Raw genomic sequence first — 17782 nt, 5'->3', positions numbered from 1 at the left:
CGAACCGCACCGCGTGTCCCGAGAGCCGGAGTGCCGATTCCTGCTCTCGGGGCACGGAAGTACCGTATTGCGACCGGAATGGGCACACCATCCGCACAACGCGCAAACGCGCCGGTCAACCGCTGAAACGTCGAAGCTCAGCCGCGACGCAGCAACGTCGCGATCGTGCCGGCGCCCTCTCCCGGTTCGCTCCGCCATGAAGCGATCTTCGCCGCCGCCGCGGCCAGCCGCGAGTCGCCGGGCGGGACGTCGATCTGGAAGTGCGACTCCTTGGCAGGGCGGAGATCTCCACCCCACCGGACCACACCGTCGCACTCGGCGAGGACATCGCGGATCACGGCCACCTCGCGGGCGAAGAACCCGCCGGCGACCCCGACCGGATAGCCCGCCGGACGGATCGCGATCGCGGTGCCGGAGAGGTAGTTGCTCTCGAAGGGCGCCTTCACCTCTCGCGTGGTGGTGTGGCCGGCGATGGCGTCCACTTCGCCAAGCTCGTAGCAGAGCCGGCGGGCGCAGTGCAGGAGCACCGTCGCCACGTCACCGGACAGCATGCCGACCAGAAGGGCGCTGCCCTCCACCGCGGTCACCGGCACGTCACCTACGACGGGCCACCCGTTCTGGCTCTTCCCCGACGACCAGACCTGGCCCGGCTCCTCCGCCACGGCCGGACGTCCACTCGCGGCCGGGAGCAACAGCGCACCACCGACCACCCCGAAGCCGCCCTTCAGCACACCGCGCCTGCCCACAGCGGGACTCATCGCACACTCGCCTTTCCGGTCTCGTCCTCCACGAAGGACACCGCGGCGTCCGTGCCGGGACGGGAGGTGTTCTTGTCGATGTCGATCTGCCCGTCACCCTCGCCCACCGGCAAGGTCTGCACCTGGTTGTACGCCCAGTTCGAAGGCAGCGGGAAACCCATGTTGCCCGAGTACCCGGTGGACATCCCCGAGATGAACGACCAGCGGGCACCAGTGCGCTCACTGACCTGAGAGCAGACGTTGCGCGACCCGTACACGCCGTGCCGGTAACGGCCACCCGACTCGGCGAGACCGGCGACCACGCCGCGGAAGTACGGAACCACGTTGCTGTCGATCTCCTCCCCCGTGGCGTCGTAGTCGACGGCGAAGAAGATCACCGTGTCCTCGCCGAAGCCGTGCCCCAGGGCGGCGGCGTGCGCGTCCTGCGCGTCCTTGCGGCCCTGCTGCTCGGTGAAGTAGCCGGCGCTGCTGCCGTCGTACTGGGAGATGGCGAAGACCTTCAAGCCGTGGGCGAACAGCGTCCGCAGCTCACCCTGCTTGATCTGCTTGTCGAGCGGCCGCGCGCTCGGCCGCTCGTCCAGATAGCGCCCCACGACCCGGTAGCCCGCCGAGTGCAGGGCCCTCGCCCGCTCAGGGGTGACAGTCGTGGAGGTGTCGCACGCCGCGGCGGGCTGGTCCGGGTCTCCGTTCGACGCGAGCAGGAGCGCCCACGTCGGGAAGTCTCCACGCCCGGTCAGGTCCAGGGCGGCGAACGTCTGGAAGGCAACGGTCGCGCGCACCAGGAAGGCGTTGAACAGATCGCAGAACGAGCCGTAGCCGTTGATGACGAGACACGCGCTGTAGAGGCGGACCCAGACCCCGGTGTCTCCAGGCCCCACGACGTTCTTCGCCAACCCCGCCCGGGTTCCAGGACCGAACGTGCCGGTCGCGACGTCGTCGGACATCCCCAGTTCGAACTGGATCGCGAGGGCCAGCGCCGTGAGCAGGCTGCGGGACACGACGCCGTCGGTACCTGTCAGGAAGAAGTCCCGGCGTTCCGAATACCGGCCGTTGAGCCATTGCTGCACCGAACGCACCGACGGCTCACCGGAGAGGACGAACGACTCCAGCGACAACACCGCCTTCACGAGCTTCGGTTCGACGGAGCCGTCAGCGGCGGCACCGAGTCCCGCGTCGCCGCGCAGCCGCGCGACGGCTGCCTTGGTCCGCGCACCGAACGTCCCGGTCACCGGACCGGCGTCGTAGCCCTGGCACACCAGACCTGCCTGGAGGATCCCGACTATGCCGTGGTTCTCGTCGTCGGCCTTCACCCCGCCGCGTTGGTCAAGCCGTCCCACCGTGCCCGGACCGAAGTTGTCGACCAACGTGGTGATGCCCAGCTCGTGTTGCAACGCACGAACGAGCGCGAACCGGGTGGCAGGTCCGGCAACTCCGTCCTCCGGACACCTCCCGAACCCTTCCACGTCACCGTAGGTCTGGTTGACCCACCGCTGAACGTCCAAGATCTGCTGTTCCATCACACCTTCACATCTTGTTCGGAGAAGAGGGCGACCACGGGCGTCAGGGGCCTCGGGGACTGGCGGGACGTGTCCGCATCAGCCTGTGCAGTCGTCTCCATCAACGCAGATTACGAATCCTCGAAGCGGAAAGAAATCCGCGAAGCGCGGAAACAACGCCGAAGTCCAGCGAAGAGTCCACAAGAGACTTTTCAGCTTCGCGCACCGTCATCTTCGCAACGAGAACTCGCGTTTCGCGGATGGCGACCACCGGGCAGAAATCGGTTCAATGATCACGTCTGCTGCTGCAGACATCGCGAGCCGGCTGGGCGCCGCGCGGAACGACGCCCGGACTGTGGCGGCTCGCTGGCGGAAACCTCTGGTCGTCGGCTCGGCGGGCAGGGGGCCGGAGGTTTCCTGCTTCTGCGGATGTCCGCTGAGTCCACATCGGACCTAGCTTCGGACCATGACAATCGCAGGCGCCATCATCACGTCGTTCGTCATCCCGATGCTCGCCGGACAGCTGATCTACGCCTTGTCCAGGGGCAAACCCACCCCGGTGCAGGTCCACGCGCACAGCCGGGGGAACGAGGAACTCGACCTCGATTAGGGCTCGGCACTCCGCGGAAGCAGTGGCCGAGGTCATCCGATTGCTTTCCACGACCGGAGAGCCACCCACAGGCATCCTAGGAGAAACGGTGAGGCTGGTAGTCACCGCGATCATGCTGGCTCTCGTCGTGATGCTCGCCCCGATCGGTCATCAGTTCAGCGATCAGGCGGCCTCACCGAGGAAGAGCTCCTCCCAGGGGCACGACCCGGCGGAGAAGGCGCCCAAAAAGGAAGAGACACCACGCAAGGCCGGCGAGAAGTTCGCGGTGCGGCAGGCCTCTTCCCGGCGTTCCGCGCAACGGCGCGATGCCCGCCTACCGGCACTCGCGCCTCAGCCCTCTTCGACGCACTTACCGGCCGCGCTCGACGACATCAGCCGCTTCGAGCACCTCCGGCTGCTGGCCAGACCCGTTGTGCTGCAGGTGTTCCGGAACTGATCGGCGTGCTCAGCCGCCACCCGGAAACCTGAAAATCGCACTGTGAGGTAACGATGGAACTCCATCGCCTGGTCCAGCACGCCCGCGAACACGCCACCACCCGCCCGAGGTCGGTGGGACAACGGCTCGCGAGCGGTCAGCGGCCCACCGTCCTGTTCATCACCTGCGCCGACTCCCGCATCGTCACCTCGGCCATCACGGGCGCGGAACCCGGCACCCTGTTCGAACTGCGCACGGCGGGAAACGTCGTTCCCGCCTACGACCCGGAGTCCACGTCCAGCGAGATGGCGACCATCGAGTTCGGGGTCGTGCAACTGGGCGTGTCCGAGGTGATCGTCTGCGGGCACTCCCACTGCGGTGCGGTGAGCGCGTTGCACGGCGCGGACATCGACCATCTCCCCATGATGCGCCGGTGGTTGTCCATGCAGGCCCGCACCGGTGCGAGGGCTGGTGACTCCGCGCTGCGCGAAGAGGGGCGTCAGCACGTGCTGACCCAGCTGGACAGGCTGTCCGCGTATCCGTTCGTGCGCGATCGCGTGCTGGCGGGTGACCTGCGGGTGCACGGCTGGTTCTACGACATCGAGACCGGCGAGACCCAGATCTCGGCGGCCGCCGCCTTCCAACCGCTGTGAAGCCGGAGATGATCACTTTGACCCAGCACTCCCAGCACCAGGACGACTCCGGCCGTGCGGACCGGGGCGGGTGGCGGCACACGCTCGGCAAGGACGTCGGCGCCTCGCTGGTCGTCTTCCTCGTCGCCCTTCCGCTGTGCGTCGGCGTCGCCGTCGCCTCCGGCGTCCCCGCTGAGCTCGGCATCATCACGGGGGTCGTCGGCGGCCTCGTCGTCGGCCTGCTTCCCGGCAGCACCATGCAGGTCAGCGGTCCCGCGGCCGGACTGACCGTCCTCGTCGCGGACACGGTCGCCGACCACGGCATCGGTGCACTCGGCGTCATCGTCCTCGGCGCGGGGCTCATCCAGTTGCTCCTCGGCGTCCTGCGCTGCGGCACGTGGTTCCGCGCCATCTCCCCCGCCGTGGTCCAGGGCATGCTGGCCGGCATCGGCCTCGTGCTCATCCTCGGCCAGCTCTACCCGCTGATGGGCGCCGCCCAGCCCATCGGCACCTGGGCGAAGGTGACGGGTCTTCCAGATCTCGTCATCGGGGCGTTCACCACCACGCCCGGTTTGGTCGCACTGGCCGTCGGTTCGGTGACAATCGTCGTGACTGTGCTGTGGCAGTACGCCCCGGCGCGGTTGCGCGTGGTACCCGGTGTTCTCGTCGGTGTGGTCGTCGCCACCACCCTGTCCCTCGCGGAGGGACCGGGCCTGCGCCGCATCGAGGTGGGCACCCTCCACGACGACCTCCACCTGCCCGACTTCTCGCTGGTGAACACGGGAGTGCTCGGTGCGGCGCTGGTGTTCGCACTGGTGTCGTCAGCCGAGAGCCTGTTCAGCGCCGCCGCGGTGGACCGCATGCACAACGGTCCGCGCACCCGGTACAACGCCGAGCTCATCGCTCAGGGCGCGGGCAACACGATCTGCGGCCTGCTCGGCGCCCTGCCGATGACCGCCGTGATCGTCCGCAGTGCCGCCAACGTCCAGGCCGGGGCTCGGACCAGGGCGGCGCGGGTGCTGCACGGTGTGTGGCTGCTGCTGTTCGTGGTCCTGCTGCCCGGTGTGCTGGCTCTGATCCCCAGTGCGGTCCTCGCGGCCGTCCTCGTGCACTCGGGCTGGAAACTGCTCGGCCTCAAGGGAGTGGCGAGCCTGCACCGCAGGGATCGCGCCGAGGCCGCGATCCTCGTTCTCACCGCGGGCTTGATCGTCGGCACCGACCTGCTCACCGGCACCGTCGTGGGCCTGCTCGCCGCCGTGATCAAGACCGCGTGGGACGTCTCCCACCTCTCGGTCACCGTGACACCCCGAGGAAACGACGACGAGGTCGTCGTGCTGCGGGGCAACGCGACCTTCCTCCGCCTGCCTCGTCTGCTCCACGTGCTCGAGGGGTTGCCGCTGACCAAGCACGTGCTGCTCGACCTGCGGGGGTTACGTCATCTCGACCAGGCCTGCGAGCAGGCCATCGACACCTGGGCCGAACGGCACCGCCAGGCGGGCCTGGAGGTAGACGTGGTGCACTCGTCTCCCTGACCTGAAAGGGTTTCCTGACGCGTAGGCCCCCGAACCCGTCCAGGGTTCGGGGGCCTACGCGCACATCCGTTCGGGACGAGCGGGGGTCAGCTCGGCCTGACCACGGTTCCGGGCAACGGCGTGATCGGAGAGAAGCCGTTCAGCACGGCGAGCACGTTGCGCACGGCGAGATCGACCATCGCGGCCAGAGTCGCCTCACTCGCGGAACCGACGCAGGGCAGCACCACCAGGTTCGGCGCCGCGAGCAACGGGTCGTCCTCGTCGTCGCGCGGCGTCCGCTCCACCACGTCCAGGCCGGCCGAGTGCAGGGTGCCCGTGCGCAGGGCGACGGCCAGCGCCCGCTCGTCGACGACGTCGCCGCGGGAGACGTTCACCAGGGTCGCGGTCGGCTTCATCATCGCGAGTTCTCGCCGACCGATCAGGCTCGCGCTCCGCGGGGCCGGTGGCACGTGCAACGACACGATGTCGCTCGTTCTCAGCAACTCGTCGAGACCGACCAAGCGCGAGACGATGTTGTCCGGTTCGTGCGGGTCGCAGTGCTGAATCGTCATGTCGAAGCCCAGCGCACGCCGGGCGACCGCCCGGGCGACGGGGCCGTACCCCACGAGCCCCAGCTTCGTGCCGTGCAGGTCCAGTCCCGGAAAGCCGTCCGTCCGGAACGGCTGCTGCCCACCGCACTGCAGGGACCCGATCGCCGGACCGAGCCGGCGCCTGCTCATCAGCATCAGGGAGACGACCGCGTCGGCGGTCGTCTCCGCGGGCACGGTCGACGTGTGGGTGACGACCACTCCGCGTTCCCGCGCCTCCGCCTGATCGACGGTGTCGAAGTCCGCGCACGCCAAGGCCACCACGCGCAACCGCTCGCCCGCCGCGTCGAGGAACACCGCATCGACGAGATCACCGTCGAAGACCACCGCGGCATCACAGCCGCGTACCAGCTCGTGCGCCTGTTCCCGCGTCGGCGGGGCATCTCCCTGCCAAAGGACGACCTCGCCTTTCGGGACGAGGCCTTCCAAGCCCTTGTCAGGAAGCTGCCGCAACACCGCGATCCGAGGCCTGCGCTCGTCGCCCACCGTCACACTCCGTTCTCGAAGTCGTGGCCCGTGCCGCCGAACTCGATCGGATCGGCGATACCCCAGGTCTTCCGGTAGACCTCCGGGGGTTCCGGTCGGGAAGCGAGCGCCCACACCCGGCAACCGTCCACCTCTTGCACACCGATCGATTGCCCTGCCCGCAGGAGCTGTCGCACACGCGCGGAGTCGAGGACCACCGTCACGAACTCCGATCCTCGACGCGGTCCAACGCCGCGGTGACGTGGGCTCCCTGGTCTCGCAGCTCCTTCAGCACGGTCGCCAGCCACTCGGTGTCGGACTGGGGACCTCGCGGTCCGGGCACGCCGATCGAAAACGGGTCCAGCTCGCCCAGGATCGCCCGCGCGACGGCGAACAGGCCCCGCGATGAGTGGTGCCGGTCGAACTCGATGTCGTCGTCCAGAACAACGTCCCGCACCGGCGATCCACCCCTCTGTCGTTCCGTCCGACACCGTCACGCGGACATTCGGACGTCGACGCTATGGGCGAGGCTTCCTGCCCTGCCGCTGATTCCGAAGCCTTCGGAGATCTTTCCGCGACAGGTCCCCCAGACGCGCCGGACGACCATGCTGAGGCCGTGAGTTTCGAACGGCTGGGATCACTGGACGCGTACCTAGAAACACTCGACCGGGCGACGCGGTCGGCTCTGGCGAAAGCAGCCGCGGACCCGTCGGTCCTCACCTACCAGGCCGGCATCCAGCTCAGCTCGGAGCCGGACTCGATCAGCACTCGAGAGGGTTTGTTCGCCCTGGCCGCAGCCGCGGTGATGGGAGGCGAGCCGGGCAAGGCGCTTCCCGTCGCAACGATGTCGGCGCTGTGGTGGACCGGGATGAGGTTCAGCATCCTGGACGCCACCCGGCTGGCCCAGCACCACCTCCAGAAGACGTTGGCACCGGCCGACCGCAAGCTGCTTTGGGCGAACGACGTCTCGGACTGCGCGATATCCGCCGGGAGGGCAGCGCGCTCGATGAGCCGACGGCACTTCACCGAGATCAGCCGCCAGAACGTGCTGTCGGACCTGATGGGTTCCTTCGGAGCGGCGTACTCCCGGGATGCCGTGATGACAGCCAGGCTGTTCGCACCTCAGGCGATCGAGCACTGGCGGCGGTACGGCCTCTTCCACGGTCTGCTGCGCAAACTGACTCTCGACGAGAAGTCGTCCACCGTGGTGGACACGTCCGCAGCCGAACTGATCGTCCCGGATCTCCTGGTTGCCCACGCCTTTGCGCACGTGAGACCGCCTATTCGGGTCGCGTTGGCCCGCCTGCGGGCGGGAGTGGTGCTGAACCGCGATCTGCAAGGCGCGCTGCGCGGTCATCTGCGCTCTCCTGTGATCACGAGGGCCTACCACGCTGATCTGCGCAGCATGCACCGGCGCGCCTGCCTGATGCTCGCCGACATCGACCCCGGAACGCAGTTCGGCCACGTGCTGCGTTCCGAACTGGACCTGGTGGTCCTGAACGCCGGTGCTGCCGACGGACGTGGGGCGGCCGAGCGGTGACGGTGATCGTGGTGATGGGCGTGTCCGGCTCCGGCAAGACCACCATCGGCAGCATCCTGGCCGAGGCGCTGGGGATCGAGTTCGCGGATGCCGACGACTTCCACTCCCACTCCAACATCGCGAAGATGAGCGAGGGTCACCCGCTCACCGATGCCGACCGCGCACCGTGGCTCGCGGACATCGCCACGTGGATCGGGGAACGCCGGCTGGGAGTGGTCACCTCCTCCGCGCTGAAACGCGCCTACCGGGACGTTCTGCGCGGCGACCACGACGTGTGGTTCCTGCACCTGGACGCACACCCAGCGGTGCTGGCCAGCCGCCTTTCGCTGCGAAAGGGCCACTTCATGCCCGCGTCCCTGCTCGCCTCCCAGGTGGCGACGCTCGAACCCCTGCAAGCCGACGAACCCGGTTCCCGGATCGACGTCGCGGAGGAGACCCGGCTCGTGGCATTGCGTTCGCTCAACGCGTTCTACCAGCGTGACAGCCGCACCGTCTGACCTTCCGGCACACCTCAGAAGATCCCGGAAACAACTCAGCACCCGAACGAACACAGCGAGCTGCGGGATTCCCTCCGCCTACCGTCAGGCCGGGCGGATCCGCTGACCGTCGACTGGATTTCTCCGCAACGCGACAAACAGGTGCATCCCCGTGCGATCGCGACCGTCGGACGATCGAAGGGCTGGACATCTTGTTGCGACGAAGGATCGCCTTCAGCGCGATGCTCGCCACGTGCGTGCTGACCGCGGGATGCTTCACCGGAGGCACGTCTCAGGACGCTGCGGTGCTGCGGGTGGCGATGCCGTTCGCACCGAAGCAGGCCATGTCGCCCTGGGGTGACGACGGAGCGCTGCTGACCCAGCTGGGCATCGCCGAAACACTCGTCGGGCTGGCACCGGACGGAAGTCCGCAGCCGCTGCTGGCGCAGAGCTGGACCCGCCGCTCGGCCACGACCTGGCAGTTCCACCTCCGTGAAGGCGTGAAGTTCCACGACGGACTCGAACTTCGCGCGCAGCACGTCGCCAACGCCTTCACCGCGGCGACGCGGGCGAGTCCGATTCCCCACGTTCTCAAGGGACTCGGCCTGACCGCCACCGCCGAGGGCGACAACGACCTCGTGGTGAGCACCACCGAGCCGGACCCGACGCTGCCCGAGCGACTGGCCGCGCCCAACCTCGTGATCCTCAGCTCGGACGCCTACCAGGCCGACGGGGTGCGGGTCACCGGAACCGGAACCGGGCCCTTCGTCCTGAACGAGATCACCGGGAACTCCGCCGCGCGGCTGACGGGTTTCCAGGACTACTGGCACGGCCCGCCGCGTCTGTCCGGAGTGGACGTTCGCTTCATCCCGGACGGCCCTGGCCGCAGCGCGGCGCTGCGAGCGGGAGAGGTCGACGTCGCCACCGCGCTGCCCGCCACCACACACCCCGACTCCGCCACCGCCGAGATTCCTCTGCCGAGGACCGTGTCCCTGCTGCTCAACACGTCCCAGGCGCCGATGGCCGATCCGCGGTTGCGCCGGGTCGTCCGTGACGCGGTCGACGCCGACGCGATCGCCCGCGCCGTGTACCAAGGGCACGCCGATCCCGCTCGGGGCATCTTCGGGCCGGCGACACCGTGGGCCACCACACCTCCACCTCCGGAACCTGCGAAAGCACGTGCGGGCGGCGAGCCGTTCGTCCTGGCCACCTACAGCGAACGGGCCGAACTTCCCGAGGTCGCCTCGGTCGTAGCGCAGTGGTTGCGCGGCAAGGGTTTCTCGGTCGAGCAGGTCGTGCGGCAGTACAGCCAGCTGGAACCGGACCTGTTGGCGGGCAAGTTCGACGGCGTGATCATTTCCCGGTCGTACGCGCTCGATAGCGGCGACCCCGCCGCCTACCTCGCCATCGACTTCGGCTGTTCCGGCGGGTACAACATCGCGAAGCTGTGCGATCTCGCGGTCGACTCCGCGATCGCCGACTCACTCGCGACGCCTGAGCCGGGCGCCAGGCGGGCCGCTGTGCTGAAGGCGCAGAAACTCGTGCTGGACAGCGGTGCCGTCGTTCCACTTGTGCACGAGCGTGCGATCATCGGCCGCTCCCCCCACGTCGAGGGACTGTCCCTCGACCCGCACGGGCAGCTGCTCGTCCGCCAGGACACGTCGTTGCGATGAAGACACTCGGCCGGCTCGGCGTTCTGCTCGCCCTCACCGCGCTGATCGGCTTGCTGCCGCTGGTCTCCGGCAACGATCCCGCGTTGTCTGTCCTGCGCGCCCGGATCAGCGAGCGCGAGCCCGACGCGGCCGCCCTCGCCTCGGTGCGTGCGGAGCTCGGTCTGGACGCCGGACCGGCGGGGGTGCTCCACCACTGGCTCGTGCGACTGGTCCACGGCGACCTCGGCACCTCGTGGGTGTCGGGCGAACCCGTCGCACGGCAGCTGGTGGACGCGTTCGGTGTGTCGATGACGCTGACGACGGCGGCGGCGGTCGTGGCCGTTCTCGTCATGGCGGCGCTGGTGACACGCACGCTCACGCGTGGCCTGCGCGGTGACGCGACAGGTGACCGGGGCGTGGTGGCCGCGGCGCTCGCGGCCCTGCCGGAGTTCCTCATCGGCTCGGTCCTGTTACTGGTCGCCGGCGTGCACCTGGGCTGGTTCCCGACGTCGGGCTGGCGGGACCTCGGCAACGCGGTGCTGCCCGCCGTCGCGCTCGGCACGCCGGCGGGCGCGGTGCTCGCCGTGATCGCGAAGGACGCGGTGCGGAACGCGTTGGCCGAGCCCTGGGTGCGGTCTTGGGAGGCATCGGGTCTGCGGCGGCGCACGTCCGCCCTCGCCGTCGTGCGCAGGGCAGCGTCCGTCGCGTCAGGGCAGCTCGGTCTGCTCGTGGCGGGCATGTTCGGGGCCGCGGCCGTCGAGGTCACGTTCGCGGTGCCCGGCATCGGGAGGCTCGCGGTCAACGCCGCGCTCGCGCAGGACGTGCCCGTGGTGCAGGCCTGCGTACTGGCGATCCTGCTGGTCGGTGTCCTGGCCGGTGCTCTGGGGACGGTCGTCCAACGCCTCCTGCTGGGACCGGCGTTGTCGGACAGAGCACTCGCAGCGGTCGCGCCCCAGACCTCGGCCCCCTCCCGACACCCGGCTCTTGTCGCGTTGCCGGCGATCGGCACCGCGATCGTGGCCTGGGGCCTTTCCCGTGATCCTTACGCGGTGGACCTGTCCGCGCGGCTGTTGCCGCCGTCCGCGGCTCACCCGATGGGCACGGACGCGGTGGGACGCGATCTGCTCGCCAGAGTGGGTCACGGCGCGGTGCACACCGCCGCACTGGCCGTGTCGGTGACCGCCGCGGTGATCGTGATCGGATTGCTGGTGGGCCTCGCGGCGAAACGCAGCTCGGTGGTCGCGGACATCGCCAACGCGCTCCCGCCCGTGGTCGTGGCACTACCGGTGGCCGCTGTGGCCGGACCCGGCTGGACAGGCGCGCTCACCGCGGTCACGTCCGTCGCTTGGGCACCGCTCGCGAGTCACGCGCGATCTCTCGCTGCCGAACAACGCGGCAGCTCGCTGCTCACCAGTGTGCGAGCTCTCGGCGCGACACGGATGCACGTCGTGCGACGGCACGTGCTGCCCGCGCTCGTTCCCCCGGTCGTCCGCAACGGCTTGGCCCGACTGCCCGCGGTCGCGTTGGCGGTGGCATCTCTCGGATTTCTCGGCCTCGGCTCACAGCCACCTGAACCCGAGTGGGGGCTGCTTCTCGCCGAGGGCATGCCCCACTTCGAGGCGGCGCCGTGGACGGTGCTGTTCCCCGCGGCGGCTCTGATCTCACTGGGAGTGGGCGCCGCGTGCCTGGCGAGCAGGCTGCGGTGACCCGGATGAAAGGCGGGTGGCCCGCCGCACGTCGGGAGTGGTGACGGACGGGCCACCCTCTACTGCACCTTCAGTCGCTCAAGGGGGTGTTTGAGCACCACCAACGCTAGCCGGGCGAATCGTTCCGCCCCATCCACGCCGAGCACAACGTTTTTCCTCGTTCATCGGGTGCCGCCGAGCCGCGTCCCCGTCCAGACTCACGAGCAGTAGGTTGCCGATCATGACCCCTCAGCCAGACCTCCAGGAACTCGCACCCGGCGTCTACGCATGGATCCAGCCGGACGGCACCTGGTGGATCAACAACGCCGGCGCGGTGCACTCGGACGGCGAGGTCGTCCTCGTCGACACCTGCGCGACCGCCCGCCGCACCAGGCTCTTCCTGAGCGCGCTGGACGAAGCCACCGGCGGCGCGCCGATCCGGCTCGCGATCAACACGCACCTGCACGGTGACCACGTTTACGGCAACGCACTGCTGCCGGACTCGACGGTGATCGTCGCGCACGAGCACACCCGCCAGGGCATCCTGCAGGACTTCATCCTGGCCAACACCCCGCCGGTGTGGTCTCCCAGCCCTGACTGGGGTGTCGAGGCCGTCCGAGCGCCCACCGTCTCGTTCCGCGATGAGATCACGCTGCACGCCGGCCGGACGCCGGTGGAGGTGCAGCACCCCGGCTACACCGCGCACACCGTCGGGGACGCGGTGGCGTGGCTGCCTCAGCAGCGCGTGCTGTTCACCGGTGACCTCGTGTTCCACCAGGTAACCCCGATGATCGCGATGGGCTCCCTCGACGGGGCATTGCGTTCGCTGGACTGGCTGGCCGCGTTCGGCGCGAACACGATCGTTCCCGGCCACGGCCCGCTGGTCACCGGCACCGCTTTCGCCGACGTGTTGGCCACGCACCGGCGTTACTACGAGTTCGTCCGCGACACCGCCGCAGCAGGCCGGGAGAAGGGCTGGACGCCCCTTCAGGCTGCGCAGGAGGCACATCTCAGAGAGTTCGCCGACCTGCCCGACGCCGAGCGGCTGGTGCTCAACCTGCACAGGGCGTACGCCGACGCCGACGGTGCCGACGTCGACATCGCCGTCGCTCTGGGCGACGCCATCACCTACAACGGCGGACCACTGCACTGCGCGGTGTGATCGCCAAGGCGCCGCTCACAACGCGGAACGCTGGTTCGGCTCGATCCCTGGTCGAGCCGAACCAGCGTTCCGCGACTGATCGTCACCGGGGATGACCGGCGACCGAGCCCTTCTTCAGCACCTGGACCGGAACGTCCACGACCTGCCGGATCTGCTGCCGCCGGGCCGCCTTCACCGCCTGCTCGACCGCGTTGCGACCGAGCAGTTCGGGCTGCTGTGCGATGGTCGCCGTCAGCACGCCCGCTTCGAGGGCCCGCACGGCCTCGGGGGTGCCGTCGAAACCGACGACCTGCACGTCCTTGCCCGCTCGCGCGCCGAGCGCCTTGATCGCGCCGAGCGCCATCTCGTCGTTGTCGGCGAACACCCCGGTGATGTTGTTGTTGGTGTTCAACAACTCCGTCATGACCTCGAACGCACGGGCACGGCTGAAGTTCGCGGCCCGCTTCGCCACGATCGTGATTCCGCCGGAGTTCAGCCCCTGCTCGAACCCGAAGCCGCGGTCGTGGGTCACCGACGAGCCCGGGGTGCCGGTCAGGTGCACGACATCGCCGTTCGCGGCCCTGCCAAGCTCGATCGCCGCCAATGCACCGCCCTGCACGTTGTCGGACGCCACCTCGGACACGACTCTGCCGTCGTAGATCGACCGGTCGACCGACACGAGCGGAACGAGACCGGCGTTCGCCACGTCCGCTGTTTCCTTGGCCTTCCTCGAATCCACGGGGTTGATGACGATGGCCCGCGCGCCTTCCACCACGAGGCTCCGCACCTGGCCGAACTGGATGTTCACGTCGTTGTCGGCGTTGACGACCACGAGGGAGACCCCGAGCTCGGCAGCGGCCTGTTCCGCGCCTTCCCGCATCTCGGCGAAGAAAGGGTTGTCCAAAGTAGACAGCGCGAGCCCAATGGTGATGTGGTCACCCCGCTCCTGCGCACCGGTGCCACACGCGGTCAGCACCAGCGCCAGGCACGCCACCATCCTGCGGAACTTCAATTCCTCGTACCTCTCCTCAACTTGCTCGTCGAGGCTGGTTCTACCCACCGGGCAGCGGTGCCGGACAGCTTTTCCACTGCCTACGAGGAATTTCCGCTCGCTTCGGAGACCGATCCGGCGATCAGTGACCTCCGGCCACCTTGACCACGATCACGATCCCGCCGATCACCAGGTTCGCCAGTCCACTGAGGACCGACATGGCCACGCTCGCGTTCATCCGCCGCCCTGACGTGTAGCCCCACACGAACATGGTCGCCGTGTCCACCGCCACCGACGCGTACAACGCGGCGGTGAGCGTGAACGCGCCGAACGCGGAGAAGAGCACCAGGATCAACGGCCCCACGGCCGCGGTCATCAGAGGACTGGTCACGAACAGCATTCGACGCAACTCGGGCGCCTTCATCCGGTATCCGTAGGCGAACCGGTGTCCCTGCACCTCAGCCGCGATCGTCGCGAGCCACAGGCCGAGGGAGGCGCCGAGCACGGACAACGCCGCCGACAGGTGTGTGCTGGACCCGGACAACGCCAGCCCCAGCGTGACCGCGATGACGGCCAGCTCCGCGTAGATGCGTTCCTTCAGCCGTTCCGCGACCCGCGACACGTTCTGGTCGGTACTGCCATCCGACTCGATCACCGTTCTCCACCTTCGAAGTCGTGCCGTTCACCCGCGCACGACCGCGGATCGGAAGTGCGCCGCCCGACCGTACTGCGCCGGTGAATCCACTGTGGATCGGACACGTCGGCCGTGATCCTCGTTCGGTCAGCGGTGGACGTACACGATCTTGCCACGCACGCCGCGCCCGGAGAGCTCCACGAGCGCATCAGGAACCTCTTCCAGCGCAATGGCGCGAGCGAGCATCGGGTCGAGTTCACCCTCGGCGAGCAGAGCCAGCAGGCCGGTCAGCACGGTGCCCAACCGGGCGCGCCCTCGGTCGTCGCCGAGAAGATACGCGCTGCCGAGTGCGATCTCGTGAACGGACGGCGCGAGACCGAAGGGCGGGACGGTCGTGAGGTCAGGGCGTCCGGCGATGGAGGCGAGCCCGCCACCGGGTGCCAGCACCGCGAGGTTCGAGGTGGCGGAGCCGGAACTGATGGCGTCGACCACGGCGTCGACCCCGCGGCCACCGGTCAGCTCCCTCACTCGCGCTGAGACGTCCTCGGTGCGGTAGTCGACGACCTCCTCGGCACCCAAAGCCTTGACGTGAGCGGTGTTGCGCGCCGACGCGGTGGTGATCACCCGCGCACCCGCGCGCGCCGCGAACTGCACGGCGAATCCGCCGACCCCGCCTGCTCCACCGGTCACGAACACGGTGTCGCCCCTGCCGACGCGCAGGCGCTCCACCACCGCTTGGTATGCCGTCATCCCGGCAGCGGGAACGGTGGCCGCCGCAGCCGGCTCGAGGCCGTCCGGCACGGTCGCGAGCACCGAAGCGTCGGCCAGGGTGTACTCGGCGAAGCCACCCCGGACCCGAATGTCACCGAGATGCGCGACGCGCTGCCCTACACCGACGCGCCTCACCCCCTCACCGACGGCGTCCACGACACCCACGACGTCCAGACCGAGCACAGCGGGCCACTCCCACTCGCTGATGCCGTACGCGGCACGCTGGTAGTCCGACGGGTTCAGCGCGCACGCCTCGACGCGGACGCGAACCTGTCCGGCTTCGGGCTCCGGGATCGGAAGGTCTGCCAGGCGCAACGCGTCGCAGGTTCCCGGCTGATCCAGGACCAGAGCGCGCATGAAGGTGTTCGTACTCTGCGGATACTTCAACATTGAACTGATACTACCGCGAACTCACTTCAAGACGAGAGTGATCCCGTCTGACAATAACTTCATTGGTGAAGTAATGTCGTGCTCATGGAGGAGCTAGCTGACGCCGTCGCGGCGTCCAGGGAACCCGGTCGGCTGAGCCCCGAGGACGAGCGGCGCTGGTACGCGTTCGGCTACATGCTGACCTTGCTGCCCGCTGCGCTGGAAGCGCAGATGCAGCAGGCCGCGAGCATCAGCCACTTCGAGTTCCAGGTCATGGCATCGCTGTCGATGGCGAAGGAACGCACCCGGCGGATGAGCGAGGTGGCGCAGTACACCGGCAGCACTTTGTCGCGCCTGTCCAATGCGGTCAGCAGGCTGGAGAAGCGGGGGTGGGTGAGCCGCAGACCCGATCCCGCTGACGGCCGCTGCACGCTCGCGACCTTGACCGCCAAGGGAAAGGCGAAGGTGGACGCCGCCGCGCCGGCCTACGTCGACGAGGTGCACCGCCTGGTGTTCGACACGCTCACCGCGGCGCAGCAACGCCAACTCGAGACGATCTCCCATCGGATCCTCCGCACACTGCAAGCACCTTGCCCGGTGGACGAGGCACGACACGACTGACCAAGGCGCACGCTTCCGTCAAGCGCGCAAAGGCGTCCGCAGAACGCGCAAATGACGGAGTCGACCAGGACAACGCGCATACGGTCGATTTTTTAGGCCGAGATCTGGAGAGAAAATTGAGCGCCACCACCGAAAATCTGCAGTTGCCCTTCCCCCGGCCGAATGTGCTCGACCTCGCCCCTCTGTACGAGGTGTTGCGCAGGGACGCGCCGATCACTCCGGTCACCACGCCGGCCGGAGATCCCGCCTGGCTCGTGACGCGGTCCGAGCAGATCCGCGTCATCCTCGGCGACAAGCGGTTCGGCCGCGCCCACCGCGAACCGGAACACGCGACGCGCATCACCAGTGCTGCGGTCCAGGACGGACCGAGTGGCAACTACGACACCGAAGAGGCAGACCACGCGCGGATGCGCCGGCTGCTGACCCCCGCGTTCTCCGCCAAGCGCATGCAAATGCTGTCCGACCACATGGAGAAGCTGATCGACGGTTACCTCGACCAGCTGGTCGTCGCGCACGACACGGCGCCGGACGGCGTCGTGGACCTGCATTCAGGGCTGGCTTTTCCGTTGCCGGTCGCGATGATCTGTCAGCTGCTCGGTGTGCCCGCATCCGACGACGAGTACTTCGCATCGCTGTCCCACCGCATGGTCAGCCTCACCGCTGACGGGGACGCGCACGCGGCGCGCACGGAGTTCTTCCGGTACATGAGCGGGCTGGTCGAGACGAAGAGGCCCGCCCTGGGCGAGGACGTGCTCTCCGACCTCATCCGCGCCCAGGGCAACGACGAGGCGTTCGACTACCAGGAGATGATCCGGCTCAGCGTCGCGCTGCTGTTCGCCGGACATGAGACGACCGTAAGCCGGATCTGCCTGGGACTCCTGTTCCTGCTCACGAACCGGGACCAGTGGGAGGCACTCGTCGCTGATCCGGACGGCCGGGCGGCCGCTGTCGTCGAGGAGGTCATGCGCCTCGGTGCACCGGGAGATCTCGGCCTGCTGCGCTACGCGCGCACCGACGTGGACATCGACGGCGTGACCATCCGCGACGGTGACGCCGTCCTCCTGTCCATCAACTCGGGCAACCGCGACACCGACACCTACTCCGACGCCGACACGTTCAACCCCGATCGCTCTGAGAAGGGGCACCTCGGTTTCGGCCACGGCGCCCACTTCTGCATCGGCTCGAACCTCGCCCGCACCGAACTGCGTATCGTGTTCGCCGCGCTGGCCAAGCGACTGCCCGGACTGCGCCTGGGCAAGGAGGTCGACGAGATCCAGGTCCGGCCCACCCTCACCGGTGGCGTCGCGGAGCTCCCCGTGACCTGGTGAACGGTCTTACCGCCACGGACGTCAGCACGGTCCCCGTCACACCTTGAACGTGTGCGGCCGCCCCCTCTGGGTCGGCCGC

At 68.7% G+C, this 17782-nt stretch carries 19 protein-coding genes; 11 read left to right on the top strand and 8 right to left on the bottom strand.

Features of this window, described 5'->3' with window-relative positions; genetic code table 11:
- Positions 1-137 precede the first annotated feature (137 nt).
- Positions 138-758, bottom strand: a complete 621-nt coding sequence (locus JNUCC0626_RS48130) for a hypothetical protein (protein WP_394617293.1) — start codon at positions 756-758, stop codon at positions 138-140.
- Entirely contained in the window at positions 755-2275 is a 1521-nt protein-coding gene (locus JNUCC0626_RS48125; protein WP_394617292.1) for a glycoside hydrolase domain-containing protein, read from the bottom strand. Before JNUCC0626_RS48125 ends, JNUCC0626_RS48130 begins: the two co-directional genes overlap by 4 nt.
- Positions 2276-2720: 445 nt before the next feature.
- On the opposite strand from JNUCC0626_RS48125, the gene JNUCC0626_RS48120 reads away from it, so the two are divergent.
- The 4 genes from JNUCC0626_RS48120 to JNUCC0626_RS48105 all read left to right on the top strand — a co-directional run bounded on the left by JNUCC0626_RS48120 (position 2721) and on the right by JNUCC0626_RS48105 (position 5443).
- On the top strand, positions 2721-2864 hold the full coding sequence (locus JNUCC0626_RS48120; protein WP_394617291.1) for a hypothetical protein: 144 nt from the start codon (positions 2721-2723) through the stop codon (positions 2862-2864).
- Positions 2865-2952: 88 nt separating this feature from the next.
- Positions 2953-3300, top strand: a complete 348-nt coding sequence (locus JNUCC0626_RS48115; RefSeq protein ID WP_394617290.1) for a hypothetical protein — start codon at positions 2953-2955, stop codon at positions 3298-3300.
- 53 nt (positions 3301-3353) lie between these two features.
- Positions 3354-3932 (top strand): carbonic anhydrase, encoded by a 579-nt coding sequence (locus tag JNUCC0626_RS48110; RefSeq protein ID WP_394617289.1) that lies wholly within the window; start codon positions 3354-3356, stop codon positions 3930-3932.
- Between the two features lie 8 nt (positions 3933-3940).
- Positions 3941-5443, top strand: coding sequence for a SulP family inorganic anion transporter (locus tag JNUCC0626_RS48105; RefSeq protein ID WP_394617288.1), 1503 nt, complete (start codon positions 3941-3943; stop codon positions 5441-5443).
- An 86-nt stretch (positions 5444-5529) separates the two neighbouring features.
- Here the strand turns inward: JNUCC0626_RS48105 and JNUCC0626_RS48100 are convergent, their stop codons facing one another.
- The 3 genes from JNUCC0626_RS48100 to JNUCC0626_RS48090 are packed head-to-tail and all read right to left on the bottom strand — an operon-like array spanning position 5530 to position 6952.
- Entirely contained in the window at positions 5530-6516 is a 987-nt protein-coding gene (locus tag JNUCC0626_RS48100) for an NAD(P)-dependent oxidoreductase (protein WP_394617287.1), read from the bottom strand.
- 2 nt (positions 6517-6518) lie between these two features.
- On the bottom strand, positions 6519-6719 hold the full coding sequence (locus tag JNUCC0626_RS48095) for a hypothetical protein (protein ID WP_394617286.1): 201 nt from the start codon (positions 6717-6719) through the stop codon (positions 6519-6521).
- On the bottom strand, positions 6716-6952 hold the full coding sequence (locus tag JNUCC0626_RS48090; protein WP_394617285.1) for a hypothetical protein: 237 nt from the start codon (positions 6950-6952) through the stop codon (positions 6716-6718). The genes JNUCC0626_RS48095 and JNUCC0626_RS48090 overlap by 4 nt, the downstream gene beginning before the upstream one ends.
- A gap of 159 nt (positions 6953-7111) precedes the next feature.
- On the opposite strand from JNUCC0626_RS48090, the gene JNUCC0626_RS48085 reads away from it, so the two are divergent.
- From JNUCC0626_RS48085 to JNUCC0626_RS48065, 5 genes are all read left to right on the top strand, one after another.
- A complete protein-coding gene (locus JNUCC0626_RS48085) occupies positions 7112-8035 on the top strand; it encodes a hypothetical protein (protein WP_394617284.1) in 924 nt (307 codons plus the stop codon).
- The gene (locus tag JNUCC0626_RS48080) at positions 8032-8532 is read left to right on the top strand and encodes a gluconokinase (RefSeq protein WP_394617283.1); all 501 of its coding nucleotides are present in this window, start codon (positions 8032-8034) and stop codon (positions 8530-8532) included. The genes JNUCC0626_RS48085 and JNUCC0626_RS48080 overlap by 4 nt, the downstream gene beginning before the upstream one ends.
- Positions 8533-8723: 191 nt before the next feature.
- Complete coding sequence (locus tag JNUCC0626_RS48075) at positions 8724-10184, top strand: ABC transporter substrate-binding protein (RefSeq protein ID WP_394617282.1); 1461 nt, start codon at positions 8724-8726, stop codon at positions 10182-10184.
- Positions 10181-11869 (top strand): ABC transporter permease subunit, encoded by a 1689-nt coding sequence (locus JNUCC0626_RS48070; protein WP_394617281.1) that lies wholly within the window; start codon positions 10181-10183, stop codon positions 11867-11869. Before JNUCC0626_RS48075 ends, JNUCC0626_RS48070 begins: the two co-directional genes overlap by 4 nt.
- A gap of 220 nt (positions 11870-12089) precedes the next feature.
- Complete coding sequence (locus tag JNUCC0626_RS48065; protein ID WP_394617280.1) at positions 12090-13010, top strand: MBL fold metallo-hydrolase; 921 nt, start codon at positions 12090-12092, stop codon at positions 13008-13010.
- Positions 13011-13092: 82 nt separating this feature from the next.
- Here JNUCC0626_RS48065 and JNUCC0626_RS48060 read toward each other — a convergent pair whose 3' ends face one another.
- The 3 genes from JNUCC0626_RS48060 to JNUCC0626_RS48050 all read right to left on the bottom strand — a co-directional run bounded on the left by JNUCC0626_RS48060 (position 13093) and on the right by JNUCC0626_RS48050 (position 15742).
- Positions 13093-14001, bottom strand: a complete 909-nt coding sequence (locus JNUCC0626_RS48060) for a substrate-binding domain-containing protein (protein ID WP_394617279.1) — start codon at positions 13999-14001, stop codon at positions 13093-13095.
- A gap of 121 nt (positions 14002-14122) precedes the next feature.
- On the bottom strand, positions 14123-14635 hold the full coding sequence (locus tag JNUCC0626_RS48055) for a hypothetical protein (protein ID WP_394617278.1): 513 nt from the start codon (positions 14633-14635) through the stop codon (positions 14123-14125).
- Positions 14636-14761: 126 nt separating this feature from the next.
- Positions 14762-15742: a zinc-binding dehydrogenase gene (locus JNUCC0626_RS48050; RefSeq protein WP_394617277.1), complete on the bottom strand. Its 981-nt coding sequence runs from the start codon at positions 15740-15742 to the stop codon at positions 14762-14764.
- Between the two features lie 117 nt (positions 15743-15859).
- On the opposite strand from JNUCC0626_RS48050, the gene JNUCC0626_RS48045 reads away from it, so the two are divergent.
- Positions 15860-16375 carry a MarR family winged helix-turn-helix transcriptional regulator gene (locus JNUCC0626_RS48045; protein ID WP_394617276.1) on the top strand — a complete coding sequence of 172 codons (516 nt, stop codon included), beginning with the start codon at positions 15860-15862 and terminating at the stop codon, positions 16373-16375.
- A 116-nt stretch (positions 16376-16491) separates the two neighbouring features.
- A complete protein-coding gene (locus JNUCC0626_RS48040) occupies positions 16492-17703 on the top strand; it encodes a cytochrome P450 (RefSeq protein ID WP_394617275.1) in 1212 nt (403 codons plus the stop codon).
- Positions 17704-17782 lie beyond the last annotated feature (79 nt).

The sequence above is a fragment of the Lentzea sp. JNUCC 0626 genome (assembly GCF_043632865.1).
Classification (GTDB): Bacteria; Actinomycetota; Actinomycetes; order Mycobacteriales; family Pseudonocardiaceae; genus Lentzea.
Note: the sequence above shows the minus strand (reverse complement) of the source record. Positions and strands in the feature narration are given on the sequence as shown.